The following is a 25,957-nucleotide window of genomic DNA, read 5'->3' as shown; positions in this document are numbered from 1 at the left end:
CGAAGAGAATCCGGCGTTGCCTCACTGCCGAATAAGGTTTTGAAATGTCTCGAGCCAACTTGCGATCAGCGCACCCTTCAAATCGCCGTCTTGACGGTATTGCTGAGGGGTCTTGCCCCAATAGAACGACACAATACCATCGGACTCAGCTTGATCGATGAATTGCCTGGCTTCTTCAAGTGAGCACTTCAGCGGAAAGAACTCTTCGATCACTAGCGGTTTGCCGATGCGATACACGCTGAGCGCATCTAGGGCTTTCTGCACTTCGCCCTTTTCCGGATAGATATGCACCGACACAAAGTCCAAGTGTGCTGCCGGGCCAGGTGCATAGAAGATTGGTTTGGCGCCGGGAAATACGTGCGACCAAGGAATGACACCGATCGTAATTAAATGCTGTCGATCGACCTCGCGAATCACGTCGGTCATTTGCTTGACCCATGCGCCGGTAACTTGCTCGCGTGTGCGACCCTTCAAGTCCAACGCCAGGCGTTGCACAAAAAACTTGCCTCCTAGTTCACCGGCCAGCCAGTCGGTTTCCGGTTTATTGCCGGGCAAAATTGGTTCGTTGATCAAGTCGTAACAGAATACAGCTGGACTATCTTTGCAGGCCATGGCGATCGCCCGCCAGAAGTTGGCTTGCACAAGCCAACGCTTTTCTTCGCTGAGCTCATCAAACCAACGCGGGATGTCCGCTCGGTGATAACACCCCAAGCCAGTGATGTCCAAGTACAGTCCAACCTCCTCAGCCAGCGCTACTAGCTCCTTCAATTTGTCCAGCGATGCTTGGTTGGGTTGGTCAGCCGCAAGCATGAACTGACCGACCTGCAGGTGAATGCGAACAACATTGACGCCTAAAGATTTCATCTCACGAAAGTCCTCGACGACGCGTGGCCAATCGGTTTTCCAATAATCTTCGATCAGGTGACCCGCGTCATCGTGATCGTAGTTGACGCCCCACACTTGAAACCTCTGACCAGTGGCGTCGACAAAGTGCTGACCGTCGTTCGATAAACGAACGGCTGGCAATTGTGAAGCGTCATGAGTTTCCGAGGCCTGGTCCTGCCCGATCACGAGACCTGGGCATATCAGTTCGCACGCAACCATCAATACTTGCATGGTATAGAATAGATGTCGCTGCCATTGTCCCGCTTTGGGCTTCAACCTCATGATACTTTTCTCCACCAAGCATGCTATGAATATTACTTTGACCGGTCATCTCCCCCGGCGCAGGTCGCAGACGAGGCGTTTAGCCGATGTCTGCGGGAGGGGGCACCGCACTACATTGGACTCTTGCGTTACAGGACTGGCCCCTCCCGAATCTCGCCAAGCCTCGATTCGACCTCCCCATGCTACGCATGGAGAGGTGACCGGTCGATCTGTTCGCACTTTTCATTCCCTCGCCTGCGCGATGCTCGCAATTGCCGTGACTATCGTCCTGCTGCCGACAGTATGTAGCGGACAGTCCATCACGCCTGCGGGCAGTGTCGAGTTTGACCTTGAGCGACTCAGTAGAGTGCCTAAGTTCGAACCCGCCAGCGATGTGCCAGACGAAGGATTGCAGGCCATCTACTACGAAGGTGTTGAGTATCATGGTAAGCCTACCAAAGTCTTTGCTTACTATGGTCTGCCAACGAAGCGCCCGATCGATGCCCAGGGCAAAGCTGAGAAGGTTCCTGGTGTTGTGCTGGTGCACGGCGGCGGTGGCACGGCTTTTGCCAATTGGGTCAAGCTCTGGAACGAGCGTGGTTATGCAGCGATTGCGATGGATCTATGCGGCTGTGTCCCCGTGGGTACCTATGGCAAGTGGCAACGATCTGAGGCAGGTGGACCACCAGGCTGGGATGCGAGCTTCGATCAAGTCGTCAACGAAGCCGCAGCTGATCAATGGCAGACGCATGCGGTGTCAGCCGTCGCCTTAGCCAATTCGCTATTAAGCTCGCTGCCCGAAGTTGATTCGCAGAGGATTGGCCTGACCGGAATTTCGTGGGGCGGTTACATGACGTGCCTGGTTGCGGGCGTCGATTCGCGATTTCGCTGTGCGGTGCCGGTTTATGGTTGTGGTTACTTGGGCGACAACTCGGCCTGGCTGCCTGCATTTGAGCGGCTGGGTAAAGAGCACGCTACACGCTGGCTGAGACAATGGGACCCATCGGTTTTCTTGCCCAAAGCACGCATGCCATTTTTGTGGGTGAACGGTACCAATGATTTCGCGTATCCCATGGACTCCTGGCAGCGTTCGACGGAAATGCGCGAGGGCAGTCTGCTGTGCCTGCGCATTCGCATGCCGCACGGCCATGGCGTTGCGGGTGAGAATCCCGAAGAGATCCACGTTTTCATGAATTCAATTTTGAAGGCCGGCCAACCGCTGCCCATACTGGACACTCCAACGCTAAACCTGTCGCGCGTATCGGTCAATTACAAGAGCGAAGTTCCCGTTACCAAAGCAGAGCTCTGCTACACGACCGACTCAGGGAAATGGCAAGATCGTAAATGGGAAGCGATCCAGGCCGAACTGAGTATGAACGAGATGACCATTTCCGCAGAGTTGCCTGAGAAGTCGACCGTGTGGTACATCAACCTGTTCGACGATCGCAACTGCGTCGTGAGTACCAGGCACATCTCAGTTATCCCGTAGCGGAAGCCGTCAAGGCTTTCGTTCTTCGCTACCTCGAAACGCTTGACGCGTTCCGCTACCTCCCCCGTAGCGGAAGCCGTCAAGGCTTTCGAAGCACTACTAAAACGAGGAAAAAGCTGTATTGACCGCAAGTGCTGAGAACGGCTAGAACATAGCGCGCCTATTTCTGCACTTGAGTGGACAAGGAAGTACCACATGTCAATTTCAAAACCAGCCGCGCCGTCGGAAGCTGCGCCGTTGATGCTGTGGTGCTCGTCGCATTCGACGCTAGCTGCTGAAGAGATTCCGCTGCTATTGGAAGCTGGCTTTCGCGTTATCCCGTTGCTGACTGACTTTTGGACCTTTGAATACAAAGCCGAATTGGATCAGCAGATCTGTGACGCTTGGAAAGCAACGGTTGGCTTGCCGGATGACGTGGTCCGCCGGTTGCAAGCGATTAAGTTTTGTGCCGACATGGGGCAAGCCGAATTCGATTCTGAAGAGATCGCTCTTCTGAACAAGCACGTCGATGTGATCTACGTAACCGTCTTGCCCAATCTGGCAGTTAGATTAGCGCCGGTCTTCAAGGGCACGGTCATCTTTCGCCCATTTGGCCACGGACATCTGAATAACTACAGCCGGGTCGCTCAGCATTTCAAGGTTGATTTGGGGACGTTGCACGGTCGCCACAATTTCATGTGGGTACCCATTTTGTCCACGTTGCAGGAACCCGAGGATCCACGTTTGTGCGCGAACCCGAATCAATTGAGTGCGTTTGTCAGTCCCAATCGATTGGGCCCGGTGCGCTGGTCAGCGGCGGCGAGTCAACCGTATGTGGTTGAAACGATTCCGCGCATCCAAAAGCAAGCGTACTACATGGAGATCTATCAAAGGTACCGTGAGGACCACCGCGGGTTGCCGCTGAAGATTCTGGGTGGCAATCCCGTTGCCGGTGGCCCGCTGGAAGATCCAGCCATCGTTGGCTTTCTGGAAGACGACGACTATTTTCGCGTAGCCGCTCAAGCGCGCGTGTCTGTCTATCATGGAACTTCACGCTACCATGTCCACTACCATCCGATCGAATTCATGACGCTGGGTGTGCCGGTTCTGTTTCATCGAGACTCTGCCTTTGCGGCTGAGGGCAAGCGATTCGGCATGTCGCAATCCGATTTAGTCGCTGCCGGCATGTACGCTTCTGCGGCACGAGCCAACGAGATGGCTCAAGCCGCGCTGAGCGATGCCTCGTTGGCAGAAGCCTGGAGTCATCGGCAACGCTTTTTCGTCGACGAAGTATTCAGCCGCAAGAAGGCGCTCGATCAGGCGAGATGGATCAAGCGTCGCATTAATCAGCTGCGTCCGTGGATGGAGCAAGGCTTTGAGACGAGCGCTTACAGCCCGACAACCGGCGGTGTGCAACAATCTGGACTCGACGGTGTAATTCATCACAATCTGGTAACCAATATGAAAGTCAAACGCCCAATTCAAGAGCGAGTGTATCGCGAGTTCAAGCGAGTTATGCGCAAGACGATCAGCCCCTCGAAACCCGAGGCCCATCGCATGGAACAATTGCTGCACTTGCCTCAGCAACTCGAGACGATTACGGCTGACAGTCGCAATCTGTCGACGCAAGTAGGCGAGGCTTGCGATCACTTGCAACACATGGCTGTTGACGTTCAAGTACTAGCGGAGCGATATAACGAACTGAAAGAAAGCGTTCACGGATTGCAACGCGTTCGCATTGCCAATTCCGACGGCGATCACAGTTTCAAGTTCTATGGTCAGTTTTCGCCGCCGGTTGATCGATTTATCTTCGAACGATACTTTCCTGACACTAACATTCGCGGCACGTTCATTGAATGTGGTGCCTTCGATGGCCAGCTAGAGTGCTCGTGCAAGTTCTTTGAAGAGACGATGGGTTGGACCGGCTACAATCTGGAGCCCTCCCCGCACATCTTTGCCAATTTGCAGCTGAATCGCCCCGACTCTCGCAACTACCAGGTGGCCTTGTCGAACCGCGTCGGAAGCGCCACCTTTAAACTGGTCAGCCATCCACAACTGGGATTGAATTACGGCAACGGATCGCTCAGCCATACCGAGCATCATACGCAGATCTTGAAGGAAACTGGTTGTACGTTTGCAGAGGTTGAAGTGCCTCTGGTGACTTATAAGGTCTTTGTCGAGCGTGAATCGATCGCTCAGGTAGATCTATTTGTGCTGGATGTCGAAGGGCATGAACTGGACGTTATCGAGGGCATGCGCGGATGCGATGTCTTGCCGGATATCATGTGTGTCGAAGTGGGACACACACCCTTGGCGCAGGTACGTAGCGCGCTGGCTCCGCTGGGTTATGTTTATGACATCTCTTCACATGTAAACGCCTTTTTTGTTCAGCAATCCAAGTTGCCGCTCTTTGCTTTTCGGCAGAGCAACCGATGAGTACGGGAGCGCGCCCGCGGGCTCAAACTAGCTTGGAATAGTAATCCTCTGTGTGAGGTTTGGTTGTTCAATCTAGTCGCAGTGTTAGTTAAACTCAGGCTTTATCTAACCTGCAACTGGAGAATGACATGTGTTTGCGCGCGACGTGCTTGGCGGTGCTGAGCCTGGGTTGGGGTGCGGTTGTTTATGCACAAACAGCCGGACCGCTGACTGCTGACCAGCGGAGCGATTCGGTTGAAACGAAGATGCGACTGCTGCGCGAAGCGTTTGATCGGCAAGACTTTGATCTAGCGCGATCGCTGACGCACTCTATTCGTAATTCTATTATCCAGACTCAACACGAGTCGGAAGCGTTACCCACGTCTGTCGTCCCGCTCGAGCAATGGATACCCGTTAGCGATTTACCGCAGGCTTGGCAGGTGTGGGCCAGACCTTGGAAATACTTTAAGCAATTGGTGATCGAAGAAACGGTTGGGTTGGATCGAACCGGTGAACCGGTAGAGTTCTCGATCAGTTTTCCTAGTGACCAGGTGGAATCCATTGCTCGGGAGTTGCGTGTAATACGGATTGAGGATGGGCGATTGGTTGAAATGCCTTTTCAGATCTTGCGTGAAAGCTTTCGTGAGTCATTGAAACTGCGGCAGGCACGCATTCTTGTTCAAGCGACGAGTGTGGCGAACCAGAGACAGCACTGGCTATTGTTCTATGGCAATGTTGACGCTGAGCTGCCCGAATATCCATCTGATTTGGTTACTGAGGGGGAAGGCTGGGGGCTTGATATTTCCAATGCCTACTTCAAAGCGATGTTATCTCGGCAGACGGGACAGTTAGAGCGATTGATTCTGCGGCGTGAACATGGGCTGGAGTTGTATGCTGGCGGTGAAGGGCATGGTGAGCCGCCGGGGATCGACTGGGCGCACGATTATGTCGACGAGGGCAATTTTCAGAAGTTGCGCATTTCGTTGTGGGATGCTTGTCCGGATTATGAAGTGGTGCGCGGACCGTTATGTACGCTGGTGAGGCGTTGGGGTTTTCCGCATTCGCCTGTTCATCCGATCTACACGCCGGCTCGGCTTAAGATTGAAGTAGAGTATCGATTTTATGCAGGACTGCCATGGTTTCACAAGTTTGGCGCGATGCAAGCCGTGCAGCAGTTCGAAGCGGCTGCACTGAGAGATGATGAGTGGGTATTCAGTGGTCAACCCTTTACTGACAAACTATGGATGGATGCTGAGGGAAGATTGCAATCTGGTGAGGTTCCACCTGAGCATCAAGAGCAACTGTGGGGCATTGGGTTTTCGAACCGTGATTCTAAGGATGCGTTCTTGGCATTGTTTCTCGAACATTCTGCACGCGGCATCCCTGAGCTAAAGCATAACGGCTCGCCCAATTTGTATTATCGCTGGCACGGAAGTGTCTGGAGTCGCTATCCACTGCCAGTCAAGACGGTGCCGGCGGGAGCAGAGTTGATACAGCGCAATGCTTATGTGACGTTGCCCATTATAGATGAGTCGAGCAAGCGAGAATTGGAACGATTGCGACAAGCACTGGTCAATCCGCTGAAGGTCACTGCCGTGGATCTTACGGTGGAAAAAGTTGCGGCTGAACGAGTTGAGACTGGACGCTTGGTTGGGCGTTTGGCGCGGGGCTCGGAAGTTGGCGAATCAGTGATTTCCAAGCAGACTATTTGGCGAGCGCTGGCTGACTGTAAAGATGCTCAGCTTTATACGGCTGACATCAACGTCGTCGAGCTTGGTCTGGTGGACGACGTGCGTGTGCGAGGTGATGTGGTCACCTTGGTCATGACTACGCCGCATGCTGGTCGCGATCGACTGGGATATTTCATCGATGGTTCGATTTCAGTCCATCCAACTTTATCGGTACCAATTCGCCAGCGACTGATGCAAGTGCCTGGCGTGCGTCAAGTTGTGTTCCAGCATGTTCGCGAACCTGCATGGAACAGCAATCGTTTGACATCTGCGGGCAGGCGCAAGCTGGGCCTTTAGTGGTCAGTGATGGTTGGTTTTCCTGTGCCTTACTTGGTTTTCAACTGTAGAGTAATGGTGGTCCCTGATGCGGGAACATTGAATTCTTGTTGAGCTGATTGACCATCGAAGCTGGCTTCGACTTTCAGCTTGTTATCGATAGGCAGAAAAGTGCCGAAGTGGTCGTTGGCATCGAAACGTTCATCGTTGGTTTGGCCGTCCCAAGTTTGGGAGCCGGCAGTTTGTGATATTTTTAGATTGGCTGCGATACGTTGGCCTTTTGCGTCGACAACGCGGAACATGACTTTGGCAGAGCCTTCTGGTGGTTTGATGGCCAGTTGGGTATAGCGATCGGTTACATTTACTGCGCAGATGTAGTCGGCATCTTTTGCCCAGACCATGGGGAATTTGAGAGGAGTCTTGGCGTAGCTAACGGCGTAGATGGCGTTCATAGGTTCATCGCGTTTAGCGGTGGCGGCACGTTCGATGAACCAAGCTTTGTCGAGTTCATCGCCGTTGGGTTCGGCGGCGCCGGTGAAGTGCCAGCCGTCGTCCCAGACTTCGGTCCACGAATGATTGCCACTGCCATCGGTCCAGAGAGGTGTTCCCACAAATCGTGCGGGCACACCGAGAGCGCGGCAGGCGTCGATCAGCAAGACACTGAGGCCGGTGCAGGAGGCCAGCCCGCTATTTAGGGATTCATAGGGACTCTGATCGGCTTTCTTGCGCTGTGTCGAGTATTTCACTTTGACCAAGGGATATAGTCGTTGGTTGAGCAGTGCAGCTGCGTGGCCAGGAGTTTTGGCTTCTTTGATCAGGTGGGAGAATCGCTGGCGGAAGTCCTTGCGCCAATTGTCGCGGCGTTCATTGATGCTGGCGTAGGGTAAGACGTTATTGAAGAAGATCTCCTTTGGTATGGTGTCGCGCCAGGGTGCGGCGTCGAGCGTCTCGTAGGCTTCGCGCACGTTTTCGATCAGGAACTCAGCGGTCAACTTCTCCAAGTCGGGCTGAGGCATGTTGGCGATTAAGAATTCGAGTCCTTCGCGTTGACGGTTGGTGACGGAATCGAGTGCCAGTTGCAACTGAGCCGCGTTGTTGCCGGCATCTTTGAGAGCTTGATTGACTTCGTGATAATAGGCGGAAGTCCACAGACGCGAGTCTTGACGCACATACCAGTGTTGAGTGGATGTCTCGTCGATTCTCACTTGGCCGGATGCGACGTAGCCGCCCTTGGTCAGTTCGAAGGACAGGCCGTTAGAGTCGACACCGAGTTCGGTGAGGTCATTGGCCCAGCGTTGATGTTGGTCTTTGAAGGATCGTTGACGGTGGTAGATGTTCATGAGTTGATCGCGCAGCTTGAGGGTGGGATCGGCTGCGAACGTTGACGTGGCGAAGCTTGGAGTAGCGACGTCTTGGTCGACAAACTGGACGAAGCCCCAGCGTTCGGGGCGATGCATATCGATGATGCCTTGCGGCGACCAGACCCAGTTATCTTCTTTGGTGCCGGCTACTTTGCGGTACTTACCATCGACAATCTCGTGTTGCCACTGGACGCGTGAGAAACCCATTCGCCAATGGTCGCCGTTGCGTGGTCGCAAGGACTCAGTTTTTTGGAGAGCTGGACCATTGGTTTTGGGGGGCTGGAAGGCGTTCCAGGGAATTGCCAGTTCGACAGACCAACCGCGATCGTTGTCGGAGGGATCATTAAGAGTGCCATCGACATGGATAGCCGTTTTCAGACCCTGAATTTCCCAACCATTGTCGGCAGTGCCACCGTCCTTGTAAGGTTTCGGCAAGAACAGGTCCCAGCCGGTGTTGAGTGCATTGATTTCGAATTCGTAGTATTGGTGATTGTCGCCATCGGGATCCACGAACAGTTCAAAGTCATTGTCTTGAAAGATGATGGCATCGTGGTCGGTGAGGGTGGCCCAGACGTGTGGCTCGTTCAGTTGGGCAGCGATATAGAGATACTGGTCATCCCAGAGCATCTTGGCTTGGGTTGATAGCCTAGGTGTGGGACGAGTATCGCCTTCGATATCCACGAACTTTTCCGTCCAAGCGGCTGCGTTCCAAGCGGGTTCGTTCAGCTTGCCATCGATTGTAAGCGGGCTAGCAGTTCGACCGCAAACGTAGCCTCGTGGAGTGATTGGACTCATCCGAGCCCAATCGCTCTTTGGGTCCGCAGCCTGGGCAAGCATTGGGAACAGAGCCAACAGAATCGCCAACAAACCAAGTACGCGTGCCATAGGGTGCCTGACGTATAAGCCATCTCGAGGTCAACCAACTTCTGGTGGCATTCATATTTGCCACCCACGCATCAATTTACTTGCCAGCCCAACACAATACGAGAGCCACCCCGGGGACACACCCCGCCTCCAAGCCATACCCGGGGTCTGTCCCCCGATGTTTCCTCAAGCTCCTTGGTATACCCGGGGTGTGTCCCCGTTCATATTCGCAGGCATTTTGAGGCTCAAGCGGTGGTGGGCGCGCGGTGGTGAGAGCGGTTTGGTTCGGATGCGCGCAGGTGGAGCGCGGGGGAAACGCTGTTTGAGAGTGGCGCGCGGGTGTGGGAGGCGATTTTTGAGGGCGTTGGCGGGTGTTGTGTGGCCGCTGGGGAGAGACCGGGATAGACCGGTAGCGAGACGCACCCGGTAGGTGAGTTTTTAGAAGGGCCGAAATTGCCTGGTTTGAAGCTGTCCGGCTAAGCCAGCAGAGCTTGTCGTGTGCCCGTCGGCCCTAGGCCGACGAACTAGACATGTCTGCCGCTTGCTCCGGCGCAGTTGGTTCGGTCGGTTGCGGGGCGAGCGGTTGGATGGTCAACATCTCACGCGTGGCTTTGGGCATGTAGAAACGCTCATTGCGCGACGTGCTATGCGCGTCGACGCTTTCGGGCATGCCAGCTACTGTGCTGAAGAGCTCATTGAAGCTGGTGACCAGCTTCATCCACACCTCCGGGGGAATCCCCAAACGCTCGAGGATCGGCGGAGTGTCGCTGGGCATCACGCCGCGTTTGCCAGGGCGAATCTGCCGCGCACACCATTCGAGCAACTCGATGTACTTGCCAATGGTCATCGTCAAATAGCCGCGATCACTACAGCGCTGACAACTGCGACTGAGCCGTGGTCCGATCGGATCCAGTGCTTCGTTGATCTCCAGCGGCGCCAGGTAGCCGCCCGGCCGCCAGGGCACAGGCGGCAACTTGCGCAGCTCGGCCATCTCCGGCGACTCCTCTTCACCCTCCTCAGGCTCGTAGGCCATCGCCGATCCAAACCGAAGGATCTGATCGGCCAGTGTCTCAGCCAGCGAACGCCGCCGGTCGGGCGCGGCCGCATTGGTGGAGAGGCTAGACGCCAAGATGTCCTGCGGCGGCGAGGCCTCCCTGCGATGGCTGGCAGCCACCTCCAGCGGCTGCACCTTGGTATCGCTAACCACTTGATCGCTGCCTAAGTGATCGCTGCCCAGTTGATCGTCCAGCAGGCTGTCGCTGGCCAGCGGCTGCGCTGCGCTTGAGCCGGATACTGGCTCCGTACCAGGATCGGAGATGGCTTCAGGTATGGCCTTGTTCTCGTCAGCAGGCATGACCATCAACAGATCTTGCAGTCTCCGCTGGATCGAGGTGTACTGGCTGTCTTCGAAGGTGTAGGCCATGACGGCGCGGATGGGATTGAGATTGATGTAAATCGAGCAAGCCAACACGGCTTCTTCATCCAGCAGGCGTACGCCGTGGAAGCGACCGTTCCAGAAGCTGCCAGTGGGCTTATTGGCTGCTTTGGCTTGGGCGTTGGCCCGCTGAGCCACGTGTTGGCAGATCTTGCGTATAAACCACGAGATGTCGCTGAGGCGTTTGCGCAGCTCGGCGATAAACTCCGGCTGCCCGGTCAGGGCTCGAATCTGAGCTTTGGTAGGTCCGGTGGGCAGGGGAGCTCTGTCTTTATTCTTGCCTTTGCGTTTGCCAGAGCTGGGCGGGCAGAGGGTCAGCCAGCGGCGAGCTACCTCGGCATCGCTCCAGCACAGGACCACATCGGGCCGGGCTCTGCCCAGTACATGAAAGTGATTTTCCATAATAGCTTGATCCAGCACGTCGAAGGCGAAGTGCCCGGCACAGAACTGCATGTAGGTTTGAAACCACTCGCGTCGTTCGGAATGATCTTCGCCGGTGGTCTCGTCCAGTCCCATCAGGTACTGGCCGCGGACACAGCGATTGGAGATATGCACGGTGGCGACTTCGTCTGGACTGAACAAACTTCTCCGAGGTTTTCGAGCCATGATCTTGCACTCCTTTTTCTTGTGCTAGCAAACAGCAGTAGCCATCGGTAGCCCGGTGGCCGGCAACAAACGAAACGTCACCCTATATAGATAGTGATGCGTCAAGGGCGCGCCGCCCCGCTGGCTGAGTGCATACCCTGTAAGCACCAGGGTTTTTCAAGATTGGGTCGCCCGAAAATATTCTGCAATATTTTTCAAGGCTCAAAAATCGCGTCTTCAATCTGCGCTAATTTGTGAGCTAGCAAAGGATAGAGCATGGTGTATGTCCCCAGCGGCAGCTTGCTTGCGAGCCGAGCATGAGTGGGGACAGAGCACCGGCGCGCTCACAGGGGACACCATGATCCGGTGTCTGTCCCCAGTCTCACGCCTGGGGACAGACACCGGGGTGATTTGCTGGCATAGCCATGTACGAGTGCTCTGTCCCCGGGCGCGAACGGGGGACAGAGCACAGGCGCATTCCATGCGGGACGATTGGTGGACCACTGGAACGTGCCGCTTAGACTCGCTGTCGAACTTGGACTAGCAATTCTTGCTCTAAGGCGATATCGAAACCGCCAAAGTATTCATCGACGACACGCGTCGAAGCCAGCGCTGCCCCTGCGACAGCCTTGGAGACATCAGCCAAGTTGGATGCAGCCGCTTCGGACAACTTGGATTCCATCTCGGCGATTCCACGTGCGTCAGCTCTCGTCGTACTTGTGTACTCCCGAAACACCTGCGTCGCGCGCCTTACCGAATCGATCAGAGGCAAGCCAACCACAACGGGTGCCACCATTTGCCGTTCCTCGTCCGCACCCGGCGCAAGCATCAATTGAAACATTCCCGCTTCAGGTCGCGATTCTTGAGCACTACCTGCAACCGGAATCGTAATATTGCGCAATGCGCGATTCGTAATAATTGAGCTTCGCACCAACACGCCATCCAAATTCAACACGAATCCGTTCTTATCCACATCTCGATTGTTATCAACGTTGGCCACGCCACCAATCGGATTGAGTAATGCCAAGTCAGCGTTGTTGACAAAGTACGCACCCGCCAGAATCTGACCATTCAACTCACCTTGCAAGTGACCGATGTAGTACACCTCGCCGCTGGGCAAGCCCGTGTTACTATTGGCCAGAATCTTGATCTGCAGCCAACGATTGGCAATCACGTTATCATCCCATTCAATCCGAATCTGAGCAGGCGTCGAACCAACACCTGGCGTCACCACAATAGCTGTCGGCGCAGGAGCTACTGACCAACTACTCGGTGGATTAGCTGCTTCATTGAATGCACCTTGCGGACTCATCCTGAATGTGAAATCACTCGCATTGAGCGTAGTGGCGGCCAACCCCGCAGTATTGATAACCAACCCGTTTATGCCACGATTGGTATTGATTACGTTGGTGTACGATAACGTTTGCGGTGTAGCGCCCGCATGCGCAAGGGCTTTGTTAGTTGGAATTGCTGCTGCCACACTACTGTCCGCAAATGACGAACCCTTGTAGTACATTCCTGTACTGACAACATTTACCGCCGCAGTTACCGTGAAGTCAACTGTCGACTCACTTGTACCATCACTGGCAGTGATTGTTACCAGCGCACCATCCAACCGCGCAGTCGGTGTATAACTCCAGCTCCATGTTCCATTGCTGTTTCGTACCACGTCCCCAAATGAAGCCGACAAGGTCACGGTATCTAATTCCGGATCGCTCCAGGTGCCCGTATTTGCAAGCGCACTCAACACATTACCGACAACATCGGACAAGTCAGCCATAACCACAGGTGATGCGTTATCATCATTAACAATCGTCCCGCTAGCTGTCGCCTCCAAGATAGTGGAATTGCCGGTCGCAGCACTCAGCGTCACAGTAAAACCTTCCGTGGGCTCCGACTGAGTATCGCCAACTACATCGATCGTTAAAGTCTTACTCGCTTCGCCTACTGCAAAGTTGATCGTACCATCAGGCAATACCGCCCCAAAGTCGTCCGCCGTCGCTGGTTCAGCACCGGATCCAGTTACAGCATATCCAACGCTGATCGCCGTCGAAGTATCACCAGTGCGCGAAACATTAAACGTGAAAGGCGTAGTGCCTGAATTGCCTTCATTCTGACTGGCACCCAGTGCCGTTATCGAGATCACACTCGGTATCGCATACCCGCAAGTCTGAATCGTGTCGACCCGCCAGCCCACCCCTGAGGTCGAATCGTCACTAGCCATGCGGAAACGCAGTTGCACATTGTGGCCCAGCACACTAGCCGGCAACTCCGCCACCGTCGTAATGTAACCACCAGAACTGCCCGTCCAACTCGAACGAGCTCCAATGGGATTCGAAAAATCGGTTGAAATTATCCCCGTATAGCCACCCAAAACAAAGACCCCGCCAGCCGCCACTAAATCCGTAAAAGCCCCGCCATCAATCGACAACTCCAACACCCCGCCGTCATAGCCGGTTTCTAAATCGAAGTTGTGGCGAAACTGTACGCGCCGATTGGCTTCAGAAATCACAAACGACGGTGAAGTAAGCCGGCTATCGGTTATGTTATCGGGATCCGAGACAAACGCATTGTTCGTACCCGAATCGCTGTTGCTACTGGAGGTTACCCAGTTGACCGCAGCTGGCCCCGACGCTGAAACCGTCCAGCCTGATGGCAATGCTGGTGCCGTCACACTGTCAAAGCTCTCGAAAGGCGTACATGTCAGCACGCCTTCGACAAACAATTGAAAAGACTCCGTAGCCGTAATTCCGCCGGCATCAGTAACATTGACAAATACCGTGGTCATGCCAAACTGGCCCGCAGCCGGCGTCAAACTGATCGTGCGCGCACTCCCTGATCCTCCCAACACAATGCCACTGCTCGGCAACAACGTTGAGTTCGTTGATGTAGCCGACACGATCAGGCTGCCTGCCGCAGTCTGGACGTCGGCAACCGTAAATGCAATTGCACCCGTCGACTGCCCCATATCGATCAAGCGATTGGTAATCGTAGAGATTGTCGGAGCCGTATTAGTGTGGCCATTGATCAAAAAATTAACATTGGAAACGTCGAAGTAAATGCTGTTCGCCGCTTCTACCTTGATTCGAGCTTGAGTCGCAATGATATTAGGAACCGTAATCGCTTCCGAGCCGTCATTGGGAGTATTGGCTGCAAGTTGAATTGTAAAGGTCTGACCACTATCGACCGACAACCAAATGTTCACCGCCGCAGTATTGATCGGCGCCGCCGTCGTACCAGCCACATTCCATGTCACTGTCTGTGTGGAACCACTCGCCCAACCGATGGCCGTGTTGGGACTGGTGACGGCAAAGGCCGCTCCCGTATCGACAACCGTTATGGCCATATCATCAGTATTGACACCAGCACCACCAGATCGATTGTCGCGCACTGTCGCTCTGAAATTCAACGTGCGCGACAAAGTCGGTAATTTCTCTCCCACGGGAGTCGTGTTGTTTAACAACTCTGGCAATCGCGGTAAAACGCGTTCGGGCGATAGCGTAGGCGTGAATGATCGGAACAGCGGACTTAATCCATTATCGGCCGCAGCCAAGGATACGGCCGGACCTAAATTGCGCTGCTCCCAATTGTACGACAGCACATCGCTGGAGTTGGCATCCGCGCCAGCTCCACTCAATATAAACGGCGTTCGCGATGGAATAACGTAGTCCGCCCCTGCGTTGACTCGGGGAACACTGTTGCCCGTCGATGTAATGACTGCTGCCGTATCACCCGCACCAGTCGTTGTATAGGTGACGATTTCGTCGAAACTGATGGAATGAAAGTAGGGATCGCTATTAGGCTGCAAATTGTCGACACCACAAATGCCCGCGTACGCCTGAATGGTACTGCCACTGCCTGGTTCGTAAGCCGCGGCTGCCGATCGATTCCCCGCACAACTACCATTGGGACTATTGAACGTATGCCTTCCACCAAATTGATGACCCATTTCGTGCGCTACATAATCGACGTAAAACGCATCACCAATCGGTGAACCCAAACCCGTTTCGCCCTGCGCCTTGGCACCAGTAACACCTACTACGCCGAGTCCCGCCAGCCCACCGCCGCCAGTTGAAAAGACATGTCCAATGTCGTAATTGGCATTGCCAATAACCGTATCGATGTTGGATTGATTTTGAGAGAGCAGGAGAGATGGACTTGAATTCGTATAGGGATCGGTAGCCGCGTTGGTGTAAACCAGTAGCGAGTTATTCGCAACGAGCACCAGGCGTACGCTTAACTCATTTTCATAAATACCCGTGATACGATTGACCGCAGTCACAATCGCAGCTTGCCCCAGTGCCACCGTCCCACCGTGAAATGCGGTGTACTCTCCGGTCGCAGCATTGGCCAGCCGATATGTACGCAACTGCGTTCCAGCCCGCGCTAGCATCGGTGGATCCGAGTCCTTCGCCAAACCCCAAGAGGTTCCGGCATCGCCTAGGCGATCAGGCGACAAATCCAATTGCGGTGGTTGCACCATAGATGTGTCGCGCGCCGAACCCGATTTCTCAACAGCCTTCACGGGCTGATCTTCATCATGCTCTTCATCATGATCGTGTAGGTCGCCCTCGAAGAATTGCATGTCGGCGCGGGGCAACAAATCTTGCTTATAGTAACTGACATACACGCTATCATCTAAGTGATAATATGGGTCAATGTAATAGGCCCCCAGCGGCGACAGAACTTGCGCATGAAAGCCCGCTGGCGTTATGTCGAATCTCACAGTAGCAGCTGGGTCATCGATACCTTGACCACTGAATGTTTGTATCTCGGGGAATTGCGCAGCCAGAGCAGGTTCCATGATCGGTGACGATACGACGTTGAATCGCGCATAGCCTCCAGTTGGTGTCGGCAGCGTTATCTCTACGCCCGAAGTTTGTGCCAAGGGCGTGAACTCCAGCGGCGCTTGAGCCACTTGCTCAACCAGCTTCGCTCGATCCAGCGTCGCAGCCGTGTACGAAACTGGTTGAATGAAGGACTGCTTGCCCTCAACGGCCGGAATGCTGGCGACAGTATCCCAAACTTCATCCAGCGATGTCGACACCACGACCGGACTGGCACTAAACACAACCCGCGGCTCTAGAGCTTCAGCCACCAGTCGACGAAATAGCCGCTGATGACACTTATTTCGCTGGCAACTAATGGAAGCAAATTGATGGGCGCGGATCAACTGCATCGCCATATTCAACTCCAAACAAACACTACCGGAGGGGATGATCGACGGCAGACAGTCTAGTTACGCTGAGCCGTAGTTGAAAGTAGGCAGCCTGCCAGTCGCAAGATTTGCAGTTAGACTAGAGACTCCTCACCGAGAATTCATCCCACTCTCAAGCACGCCACCAATGTCCTTATTCCCTCCGCCATTTCTGGCTCAACTAATTAACGTCACAGCATCCATTACCACCTGTGCACTACTCACGGCAGTTTCGCCCCCAGACCTATGGTCGCAAGAGCCGACCGTTACACCCACCGTCATCACTACCGACACCGTGCTCGAACCTGGACGCAATTATGGACCACTAGTAATTAAAGCTTCAGGGATCACCATCGATGGCAATGGGTGTTCCATTACCGGTAGCGAACCAATTCCCAACAAAAGAACCGGCACTGCGATCGAAGCCACCGGAGTCACTGGCGTGACGCTCAAGAATGTGCGCGTGCACAATTGGGAAATCGGTTTGAAACTGACCGACTGTTCGGCTTGGTTGATCGAAGATTGCGACTTCAGCGATAACTTTCATGACCCCGACTTCGGTTGGGGCGAAAACGGACGCCGCGGTGGAATCGTGCTCCAGCGAACTCACCATACGACTCTCCGTCGCAATCAAGCACATCGAGTCTGGGATGCATGTGTCTTGGTCGATTCGCATGACAACACGTTGCAAGACAACAACTTCTCGCATACATCCAACACGTGCCTCAAGCTATGGCAAGCTAGTCGCAATACTGTCAGCCACAATAATTTGAGTTACGGTATTCGCAAGCAGCCCGATGAAGTTCATGCTCGCGACTCCACTGGAGTCTTGATCGAAAGCGGATCCAACGATAATCGCTTTCTCAACAACGATTGCACGTACGGTGGCGACGGAATTTTTATCCGTGTTCTCAATCGCTGGTGCAGTACAGGCAACTACTTTGAAGGCAATGATTGCTCATACGCGAACAATAACGGCTTTGAATGCTGGGCACCTCGCAACATCTTTGTCGGCAACATCGCCAATCATTGCAGCTATGGATTTTGGTTGGGCGGATCGGACCAGACCATCCTCGAACGAAACGAAGCTAGCCACAACGGCTTGGCAACAGGCAATCACAACTCACCCCACTTGCCTCAAGATGGTCACGCTGGCATCGTGTTTATGTTTGGTCCCTCCAGCCACATCATCGCTCACGGCAATCGCTGCGAACACAACAACGGCGCCGGCATCGCACTGATCGGTGACATAGATTCCAAAGGCGAGAAATGGAAAGCCTATCATTGGCTGGTTGCCAACAACCAGCTACGTGCCAATCACTGGGGGATTTTTGCCCGACATGCGGATTGGATTCGCTTGGAGAATAACTACCTCGCGGATAACAGTCAGGCAGATATTGAATCTAGCCAGGGCGTCACGCGTCTATCAAACGTCGCTCCGCGCTCAGAGCCACCCAAGTCGGCTGTCAATCGGCCACCTAATTTAAAAATCGCCGCTCGTGCACATACCACCGTCGGCGAGAGCGTGCATTTTGCTGTCGAGCAACTCCTTAGTCCGACCGCAACAATTGAGTGGGACTTTGGTGATCATCTGCATCTGACCGGAACAGATGCGAAGTGCACTTTCCCGTTCGCCGGTTTCTACCGTATCGGCGTAATCGCTCGTGAAGAAGGAACACCCTCGCAAATTGGCTGGCTGGATTTCTATGTCGCGGACGCAAAAGATGAACTGGCCACCGATCCCGCGGAGTGGAGTATCGAGAAGACGGCAGGGCTCGCCTGCAGTTATCAGCGCGACCTTCAGTTTCATATCGCAGGACCTGAGTCAATCGCCGCTCGCATCGATCCATATCATGGACAGTTGGCTTGGTTGACCGCCAATTTAACTGCGGATAAGAAACTTCGCTCCACCTCAGGTAAAACAAGACTCGTGTTTTGGATCAAGTCCATCAATCCCAATTTGCCCGGTTGGCAATCCAATAATCCCGAAGTCATTCTGACTGGCGACAACGGTCAGCAATTGAAACTAAAACCCAGGCGAGACCTGTTCAGCCAGCCCGCTTACAACGAAGCGCGCGATGGTTGGCAAATGATTGTCTTTCCGCTGACCACCAGTTCAGAGTGGGAACACGCAGGCACTTTACCTGAGCACATCAGTCGTCTCTCAATCGGAGTCGATTCATGGGACGCAGGGCCTCTGCAGTTGTGGATCGATGGAGTGGTTATGCGCTAGGCAATGCAAAGCAATAAACTACCGGAGTTGGAAGATCGGCATCGAGCCATGAACGCAAACAATTTTGAACGTAGGACAAGTTACCCCGTTACGATAAGTTCGGTAGTTTATTGTTTTGCAGGGCCTTAGACGACTGAGGCCACGTTGGATTTTTCTAGATGCAGCAAGAACTCTTTGCGTCTAAGCCCGCCACCGTAACCACCCAGGTCGCCGCTTTTGTTAACGATCCGGTGACACGGAATGAGGATCGAAATGCGATTGAGGCCATTGGTTCGGCCGACGGCTCGCACGGCTCTGGCATCGCCCACGGAGCTGGCTAGTTCCTGATACGACCGCGTTTGACCATAGGGAACTTTCAACAATTCATTCCAAACTGCGTGCTGAAATTCGGTACCGGGATATTGCAGTGGCAGGGTGAACTCTTGCAAGCTGCCTTCAAAATACTGGGTGAGTTCTGTTTGCAACTGTTCGAGCAAATGGTTCTGGCCGATCATTACCGGTACGCGAAATCGCTGCCGCAAAGTTTTCCACTGGGCCTCGAGCATACGTCGATCGGTGAACTCCAGAAAGCAGATCGCACCGTTATTGGCACCACCAATCATTGGGCCTAACGGTGTATGCATCCACGCCATCTGAATGCAGTCGGCCGCAGCGGCCTGGCCTGGCGGACACCCCAGCCATTGAGTGAACGCATCGCGAAAGCCGCTGTGTGATTCGTAGCCACTATCCAGAATTACATCATCCAACGTTCGACCTTCGCGTATGAGCTTCAGCGCGTAAGACAGCCGGCATGACCGTGCGTAAGCTTGAAACGTCATGCCGTAATTCTTGACAAAATGCCGCCGCACTGTGGCAGGATCAACTCCGAATTGCCTCAATGCCGACTCGGTTATGCGTTCGGTGGGTCGCTGTTCGACTTGCGCGATTAGCGGCTTGACCCAAGTCGGTTCATTGACTAGCGACAACGGACGACAGCGTTTGCATGGTCGATAACCAGCGAACATGGCCGCCGCCGCTGACGGGTAGAACTCGACATTCTTCGGTAATGGTGACCGCACTTTGCAGGTCGGTCGGCAGAATATGGTGGTAGTTCGAACGCCGATGTAGAATATGCCGTCATAGGCAGAATCACGACGCAGATATGCATCGACCATTTCAGCTCGGGGTGGCAATCGATTAGCGGTTAAGGTTGGTTTCATAGGTTGTGCCGTCACGGGCGTGGAAGAAGTGTGACCAAGTTTAGGCTACGCAGGGACCGTTTGGCCACCGAAATTCGGGCGCGATCCTCGAGCTTTTTGACAGTCGAGCTACGAAGACGCGCAGAGTCCGTCGCCGAGATTGCCAAGAAAGTATTTTTATGAAGCGCATACCAACTGAGATCATTCGACGTCAATTTCTGGCGCGAGCCTGTGTCGGCGCAGCTCTTTGCTCCTCCGCGACGCAGTGGCCTGCGAGTCTACAGGCCAGCCCCGCGACTGCGTCTGGACAATTGCTCTTTAACTCGCGAGGCAAAACAGGCTTAGCAGACACCACTACTTTACACATAAAGTATTTAGAGCTCGATGCGCCTGGGCAAGCAACCTGGCAGATAAGCGGAGTTTTTCCCGATCATCAACGACTAGTCGTGCTGAGTATGGAGCCGCGCCGCGATGGCCCCGGTAAACCGTTCGACGAGTACTACACGCAAACGCCTACGCATATATGGCTGTACGATTTAGAGTCCGGCAAACTCGAAGAGATTTGTCATCGCGAGCGACTGGCCCCCTTCGTCACGCCAGCGTTACTGTTGGGCGAAGATCGCTTGTTGATTCAAGTTGTAAAGAACAAAGTGGGCCAGATCTACAGCGTCAAGCTAGACGGCACCGATGCGCGCGAGTTTACGAAGGCCGGCGAAGGCTTGCCATATGGGTTGAGCGTGAGCCCCGATGGAATGCGGGTGGCGTTTCACCTGGCCAGCCCGCAGGGTTATCAAGTGTGGACCAGCGATCCGCATGGTCAGCAGCGCACAAAGATTGCAGCTGCAGAAGGGCATCTGTATTTTGGTACTCAGTGGTCGCCCGATGGCCAGTGGGTTCTGTTCGTCGACTGTTTGCACCAGGGCGACCCTGGTCACGATTGGGCCGACGTATGCATAGGCCCAGCTGATGGCAGCGGTCCCCATCGCGTGCTGACCAGTGGCCAGGCCATGTGGTTTGCGGCGACTTATGGCGACCAGCGCTCGCGCGGCGGCGGCTCGAATGTGCCCGCGTGGACTCCTGATGGCCAGATTGTCTTTCCCCGTCGAACTCCAGGAGCTGCAGTGCCATGGCAGTATCGCGTGGGTCAGCCGGACCTGGATCATTTCAACCGTGAACTGAAACCAGAAGCAGCTCGAGGTGGCGTACAACTCTGTCTGCTGCATCCCGACTCGGGTGCGATTCGAGAATTGACCAAGGCTACGGAAGGTGTTTGGGATTTCCGCGGAGCACCCTCCAGCGATGGAAAGCACCTGGCCTTTTGTCGTGCTCAGACATCCGGAGCATCGGAGTTGTGGCTGTTGGATCTGGAGACAGCTCAAACCACGCGCGTGACTGCCGGCATCGACGATTTGGGAGCCGACCACCCGCGATGGATTTGATTTAACTTTAATAAGTTAAGCACGTGGATACGTCCACGTGCTTACTCTGTCTCTTGGACCAAGTTACGGATAATGGTCAGTACTTCTTCTATCTTTGACCAGTGAATGCTGTGGCCAGTTTCCGCAAAATAATGCAAGCGACACTGGTCGCCAAGTTTGCTGCGTATGAAACTTGAATCATCCTCGGTCAGCATGCCACCAACTTGCTTGTCGGCTTGCAATAGTTCCATAGGGCATTGAACGGTCTTCAGCAGTTCATTCAAGTCGTAACCGCTGAGCCACTGACAACTAGTAATGGGTTCCAATACGGGTGGATCAACTTTCATCAGTGCGTCGGCCATAAAGCGGCGTGTCGGTTCGTCTCGTTGATCGCGCAAGCGAATCGCCGCGCCTTGCGAACTGACTCCGACGATCGTGTTGGATAACGCTTGAAAGAGTTCATCTGCATCTGCGTAGGGCCCAGCCAGCAGGCACTGCTGGATACCGCGGAAATACGGCATGAAAGTCGAGGTGGGTAGCAAATCGCCCATCGTATGAAACGGTGGATCCTCCAATATGACGCCGCGCACGCGGTGCGGCATGCGACTGGCCGCAGCCAGTGCCACCATGGCTCCCAGCGAATGACCATAGACGATGCAGGGCTCGGATAATTGCTCCAATACTCGGACTGCATCGTCAACATAATCTGTAACCAAGTAGCTAGAAGCGCGGACCGAATCGCCGTGCCCCCGAAAGTCGAGCCCAGCCAGCGACATGTCATGTTCGAGCGCGGGCCACAACGTGTAGTAGCTTCGCCAGTTTCGTAGTACGCCGTGCAAGAACAGCACTTGCGGTGCACGTTGCGGCTGATTCTCGACCAGGTGGAGATTGGCGATCATTCGACTGTGCATTGAGTGGTTTCACTTACATCATTGGGTGGCAACTTGCCGAGTGGCATAGCGCGTGGGGGAGTGAGCGAGGCAGTGCGCGAGGGAGTGATTTGGGGGAGACAGGCTGGAAGCCTATGCCACATGCACACAGGCTGGAAGCCTATGCCACATTTTTACAGGGTGGAAGCCTATGCCACATTGGACACCTGTGCCACATTAACGTGTCTAGTTTTGAAACTTTATTAGCCCGCCTTGCATAACGGCGATGAACTTGCGGCGATCTTCTAAGACGGCGATATCGGCTAGGACATCGGCATCGACGATCAGCAGATCGGCTAGTTTGCCAGGTTCGACGGTTCCGAATTCGTGGCCTCGGCCCATGATTTCGGCGCCGGTTTTGGTGGCGCAGGTGATGACCTCCAGTGGCGTCAAGCCTACGTGTTTAACAAAGAATGTTAGCTCGCGCGCATAGTCGCCGTGTGGATTCCATCCGAAACCATAATCGCCGCCCATGCCTAGCCGGCCACCTGCTCGCAAGATCATGCGCGCACTTTCTGCGCCGCCATCGAGTGTTTCTTGGTGACCGTCGATAACGCTCTGTGGCAAGCCGAATTCTTTGCCGCGAAGGACGCTGGCCATCTCGAAGTAGAGAGCGGGCACAACTGGCACGTCGCGCTCGAGCAACATATCGAGGGCTTCTTGATCCATGAATGTTCCGTGCTCGAGCGTATCGTAGCCAGCTCGCAGTGCGTTCTTGATACCTTCGTTGGCGCGGCAGTGGCCGGTTACTTTCAATTTATGGTTATGCGCGGTGGCCACGACGGCGTGCATTTCTTCGAAAGTCATGCAGAGCGTATGATGATCGTTGGCATCTGGCGAGGCTGCGTCGCCCGTAGGGTAAGTCTTGACCCACTCGATGCCATCTTTGACTAAGTGCCTGACGGCGCGGCGTGCGTCTTCGACACCGTTGATGATGAACACCAAACCTTCCATACCGATCTTGCGGAAATCGGGGTTCCAATCCATCAGGCCGCCGGCTGAACAAATCTCGCGTCCCGAAGCTGCCAGTCTGGGTCCGGGGATCAGATCTTCTTCGATGGCTTTCTTTAGCCATACGTCGATATTGAACAAGCAACCGCCGGATCGAGCTGCGGTGTAGCCGCACTCGAGGGCCAGCTTGGCGTTGGCTGACGAAAGCAGCGAGACGTATTCGACGGGATACTTGATATCGAGATCTTCCAGGGCTTCGATATTAAAATACGTTGCATGAAAGTGCGCTTCGACCAGACCTGGCATGATCGTACCGCCGCGAGCATCCAGCTTAGGCGTAGCAGGTGAGGTTGGCGGAGCAGCATTGACTGGACCGGCGTAGGTGATGACTCCGTCGTCAATGATCACCAACGCATCGGGCACAGGCGGCCCGCCGCGTCCGTCGACTAGCTGGCCATTGAATACAATTGACTTGCCTTCAGCTTTTTTCATGTTCTCCGCCGCCTTTGTTTTATGTTCACATTCAGTTTGTTCGAAATGCTTGACGCATTCCGCTACCAACTTTTCATTCGAAATGCGAAGTGCAATTCGCTGCTCAGTTTTAGTAGCCTGACAAATTTACCATCCAATTTCCGATCAGCACACTGATCGTCAGCCAAGCGGCGACAACTGCCCAAGGTTGTCGTGTTTCCGCGGTGAACCACTTCAGGAATCGAACGAAGTAAGTTAGTGTAAAGCCCACGCCAGCCGCACTGGCAAGATCAAGCGACGACTCGATACCCAGCGGTTCGCGCAGGCCCGCCAGTACAACGGCCATCGCAGCCAAACTTAACAAGCTATTTATGCAGGCTGCGATGAACACACGTGGCCTGACACTTACACTGGCGAACGTGCCACCGACGGCCGCTACCATGCCCCAGCCGTAGGACACGTTTAAGCTCAATAGCTTAACAGCCGACACAGCCAAGAAGGCTTGCGTAACGATGAGACCTGACCAAAAGAGTAACTCCTTGCGATTGGGAGACAGTATTGCAAAGATCGCGGACCACATCATCCAGAAGAGTGCATACGCGATCAACAAGCTGACTGCGCGCAGCCCAAGGTTTCGTGCATGCACTAACAACATGGCTACGGCCGTCGTCACCCAGAATATCGACTGCATTGAAAATTGAGCTGACGCGATCGTAGCGGGTTGCTTTTGATTCATGGTTGTGGCCAATGAGTGCCTGGGGGCTCGAATTGGGCTACGAAAGATATCGGTTATACTTTAACTACCAACCTAGCGGATCAACTTACAGGATGGATACATGCCAACCCATTTACAACTCTACTGGCCGCTCATGCTGGCAGTCGGAATGCTTTGCAACATCAGTGCTACTCTAGTTCAGGCTCAAGTCATTGTCGGACATCGTGGGGCGTCATTCGATGCACCTGAAAATACCATCGCGGCTTTTAAGCTGGCCTGGCAGCAAGAGGCAGACGGTATTGAAGGTGATTTCTACGTGACCAAGGACCGGCAAGTGGTCTGCATTCACGACGCCGATACGCAGCGCACGGCTGGCAAGAAGTTGCAAGTCTCGCAATCTACTTTGGCGGAGTTGCGTGAGTTGGAGTATGGAAAGTGGAAATCAGCTGAGTTTAGCGGTGAGCCGATTCCCACTTTCGAAGAAGTGCTCAACGTTGTCCCGGCTGGAAAGTTGTTCGTTATTGAACTGAAGGTCGGCCCAGAGATTGTGCCGCTGATCCAACCCGCTCTGGACAAAGAACTGCAGGCCAACACGGAGAAGAAATTTCTGATCATCAGCTTTCGTGCCGACACGGTGGCTAAGTGCAAAGAGTTGCTACCCTCTGTTCGAGCTCATTGGTTAACCGGTTTCAAAAATGACAAGCAGACCGGCCGGTGGACGCCTGAGGTCGATACGATTTGCCAGACGGTCGTCCAGTGCAAAGCAGATGGTGTGGGCCTGCGCGGCGAAACGGCGGTCGTGAACCAGCCTTTCGTCGACACTCTGCGAAATGGTGGTTGTGGTGAGTTTCATGTGTGGACCATCGACGACATTAAAGATGCCGCCTATTTCAAGGGCCTGGGCGCGATTGGCATTACCACCAACCGCCCCGGCTTCATCCGCTCCGAACTCGAACGTAGCGAAGGTTCGTAGCCGAACTTTCACCGTGCCCGAACCGACCGCCCGGGGTCTGTCCCCAAGCGTAGAGCGGCTGTCCTCAGCCGCTCAGAACCCGCAAACCCAAGCCACCTCAAACCAGGCGTCTGTCCCCACGCATAACCGGGTGCGCGACCGGGGACAGACCAAGTGCGCTGGGCCAGAGTCCAATGCCAGCAAACCAGCCCGGGGTCCAAACCAGCCCGGGGTCTGTCCCCAAGCGTAGAGCGGCTGTCCTCAGCCACTCAGAACCCGCAACCCAAGCCACCTCAAACCAGACGTCTGTCCCCGCGCATAACCGGGCGCGCGACCGGGGACAGACCAAGTGCGCTGGGCCAGAGTCCAATGCCAGCAAACCAGCCCGGGGTCCAAACCAGCCCGGGGTCTGTCCGGTCTGTCCCCAAGCGCAGAGCGGCTGTCCTCAGCCGCTCAGAACCCGCAAAGCCAAGCCACCTCAAACCAGGCGTCTGTCCCCGTGCATAACCGGGCGCGCGACCGGGGACAGACCAAATGCGCTGGGCCAGAGTCCAATGCCAGCAAATCCGCCCGGGGGTCTGTCCCCAAGCGCAGAGCGGCTGTCCTCAGCCGCTCAGAACCCGCAAACCCAAG

At 54.6% G+C, this 25,957-nt stretch carries 14 protein-coding genes; 6 read left to right on the top strand and 8 right to left on the bottom strand.

The genetic code is table 11. The annotated features are described in order from the left end of the window. Nucleotides 1–21 precede the first annotated feature (21 nt). On the bottom strand, nucleotides 22–1,167 hold the full coding sequence (locus SH573x_RS04630; protein WP_479353162.1) for a cellulase family glycosylhydrolase: 1,146 nt from the start codon (nucleotides 1,165–1,167) through the stop codon (nucleotides 22–24). A 241-nt stretch (nucleotides 1,168–1,408) separates the two neighbouring features. On the opposite strand from SH573x_RS04630, the gene SH573x_RS04625 reads away from it, so the two are divergent. The 3 genes from SH573x_RS04625 to SH573x_RS04615 all read left to right on the top strand — a co-directional run bounded on the left by SH573x_RS04625 (nucleotide 1,409) and on the right by SH573x_RS04615 (nucleotide 7,056). Continuing rightward, nucleotides 1,409–2,635 carry an alpha/beta hydrolase family protein gene (locus SH573x_RS04625; protein WP_479353161.1) on the top strand — a complete coding sequence of 409 codons (1,227 nt, stop codon included), beginning with the start codon at nucleotides 1,409–1,411 and terminating at the stop codon, nucleotides 2,633–2,635. A gap of 195 nt (nucleotides 2,636–2,830) precedes the next feature. Then, nucleotides 2,831–5,050: an FkbM family methyltransferase gene (locus tag SH573x_RS04620; RefSeq protein WP_479353160.1), complete on the top strand. Its 2,220-nt coding sequence runs from the start codon at nucleotides 2,831–2,833 to the stop codon at nucleotides 5,048–5,050. Between the two features lie 128 nt (nucleotides 5,051–5,178). After that, on the top strand, nucleotides 5,179–7,056 hold the full coding sequence (locus SH573x_RS04615) for a metal-sulfur cluster assembly factor (protein ID WP_479353159.1): 1,878 nt from the start codon (nucleotides 5,179–5,181) through the stop codon (nucleotides 7,054–7,056). A gap of 29 nt (nucleotides 7,057–7,085) precedes the next feature. On the opposite strand, the gene SH573x_RS04610 is transcribed toward SH573x_RS04615, so the two are convergent. From SH573x_RS04610 to SH573x_RS04600, 3 genes are all read right to left on the bottom strand, one after another. After that, nucleotides 7,086–9,281, bottom strand: coding sequence for a transglutaminase domain-containing protein (locus SH573x_RS04610; protein WP_479353158.1), 2,196 nt, complete (start codon nucleotides 9,279–9,281; stop codon nucleotides 7,086–7,088). Between the two features lie 490 nt (nucleotides 9,282–9,771). Further along, nucleotides 9,772–11,301, bottom strand: coding sequence for a transposase (locus SH573x_RS04605; RefSeq protein WP_479353157.1), 1,530 nt, complete (start codon nucleotides 11,299–11,301; stop codon nucleotides 9,772–9,774). A 496-nt stretch (nucleotides 11,302–11,797) separates the two neighbouring features. Continuing rightward, on the bottom strand, nucleotides 11,798–16,465 hold the full coding sequence (locus tag SH573x_RS04600; protein ID WP_479353156.1) for a reprolysin-like metallopeptidase: 4,668 nt from the start codon (nucleotides 16,463–16,465) through the stop codon (nucleotides 11,798–11,800). 160 nt (nucleotides 16,466–16,625) lie between these two features. On the opposite strand from SH573x_RS04600, the gene SH573x_RS04595 reads away from it, so the two are divergent. After that, a complete protein-coding gene (locus tag SH573x_RS04595; RefSeq protein WP_479353155.1) occupies nucleotides 16,626–18,710 on the top strand; it encodes a right-handed parallel beta-helix repeat-containing protein in 2,085 nt (694 codons plus the stop codon). A 125-nt stretch (nucleotides 18,711–18,835) separates the two neighbouring features. Here SH573x_RS04595 and SH573x_RS04590 read toward each other — a convergent pair whose 3' ends face one another. Further along, nucleotides 18,836–19,909, bottom strand: a complete 1,074-nt coding sequence (locus SH573x_RS04590; protein WP_479353154.1) for a bifunctional transcriptional activator/DNA repair enzyme AdaA — start codon at nucleotides 19,907–19,909, stop codon at nucleotides 18,836–18,838. 158 nt (nucleotides 19,910–20,067) lie between these two features. Here SH573x_RS04590 and SH573x_RS04585 point away from each other — a divergent pair, with 158 nt between their 5' ends. Next, complete coding sequence (locus tag SH573x_RS04585; RefSeq protein WP_479353153.1) at nucleotides 20,068–21,327, top strand: TolB family protein; 1,260 nt, start codon at nucleotides 20,068–20,070, stop codon at nucleotides 21,325–21,327. A gap of 41 nt (nucleotides 21,328–21,368) precedes the next feature. On the opposite strand, the gene SH573x_RS04580 is transcribed toward SH573x_RS04585, so the two are convergent. From SH573x_RS04580 to SH573x_RS04570, 3 genes are all read right to left on the bottom strand, one after another. Continuing rightward, nucleotides 21,369–22,217 (bottom strand): alpha/beta fold hydrolase, encoded by an 849-nt coding sequence (locus SH573x_RS04580; RefSeq protein ID WP_479353152.1) that lies wholly within the window; start codon nucleotides 22,215–22,217, stop codon nucleotides 21,369–21,371. A 204-nt stretch (nucleotides 22,218–22,421) separates the two neighbouring features. Further along, nucleotides 22,422–23,678: a metal-dependent hydrolase family protein gene (locus SH573x_RS04575; protein WP_479353151.1), complete on the bottom strand. Its 1,257-nt coding sequence runs from the start codon at nucleotides 23,676–23,678 to the stop codon at nucleotides 22,422–22,424. Between the two features lie 109 nt (nucleotides 23,679–23,787). Then, entirely contained in the window at nucleotides 23,788–24,393 is a 606-nt protein-coding gene (locus tag SH573x_RS04570; RefSeq protein ID WP_479353150.1) for a hypothetical protein, read from the bottom strand. A 100-nt stretch (nucleotides 24,394–24,493) separates the two neighbouring features. On the opposite strand from SH573x_RS04570, the gene SH573x_RS04565 reads away from it, so the two are divergent. Further along, on the top strand, nucleotides 24,494–25,345 hold the full coding sequence (locus tag SH573x_RS04565; RefSeq protein WP_479353149.1) for a glycerophosphodiester phosphodiesterase: 852 nt from the start codon (nucleotides 24,494–24,496) through the stop codon (nucleotides 25,343–25,345). Nucleotides 25,346–25,957: the final 612 nt, after the last annotated feature.

Source organism: Rania fehmarnensis (assembly GCF_056494185.1).
The sequence above is the reverse complement of the archived record's forward strand: the minus strand, read 5'-3'. Positions and strand labels throughout refer to the sequence as shown.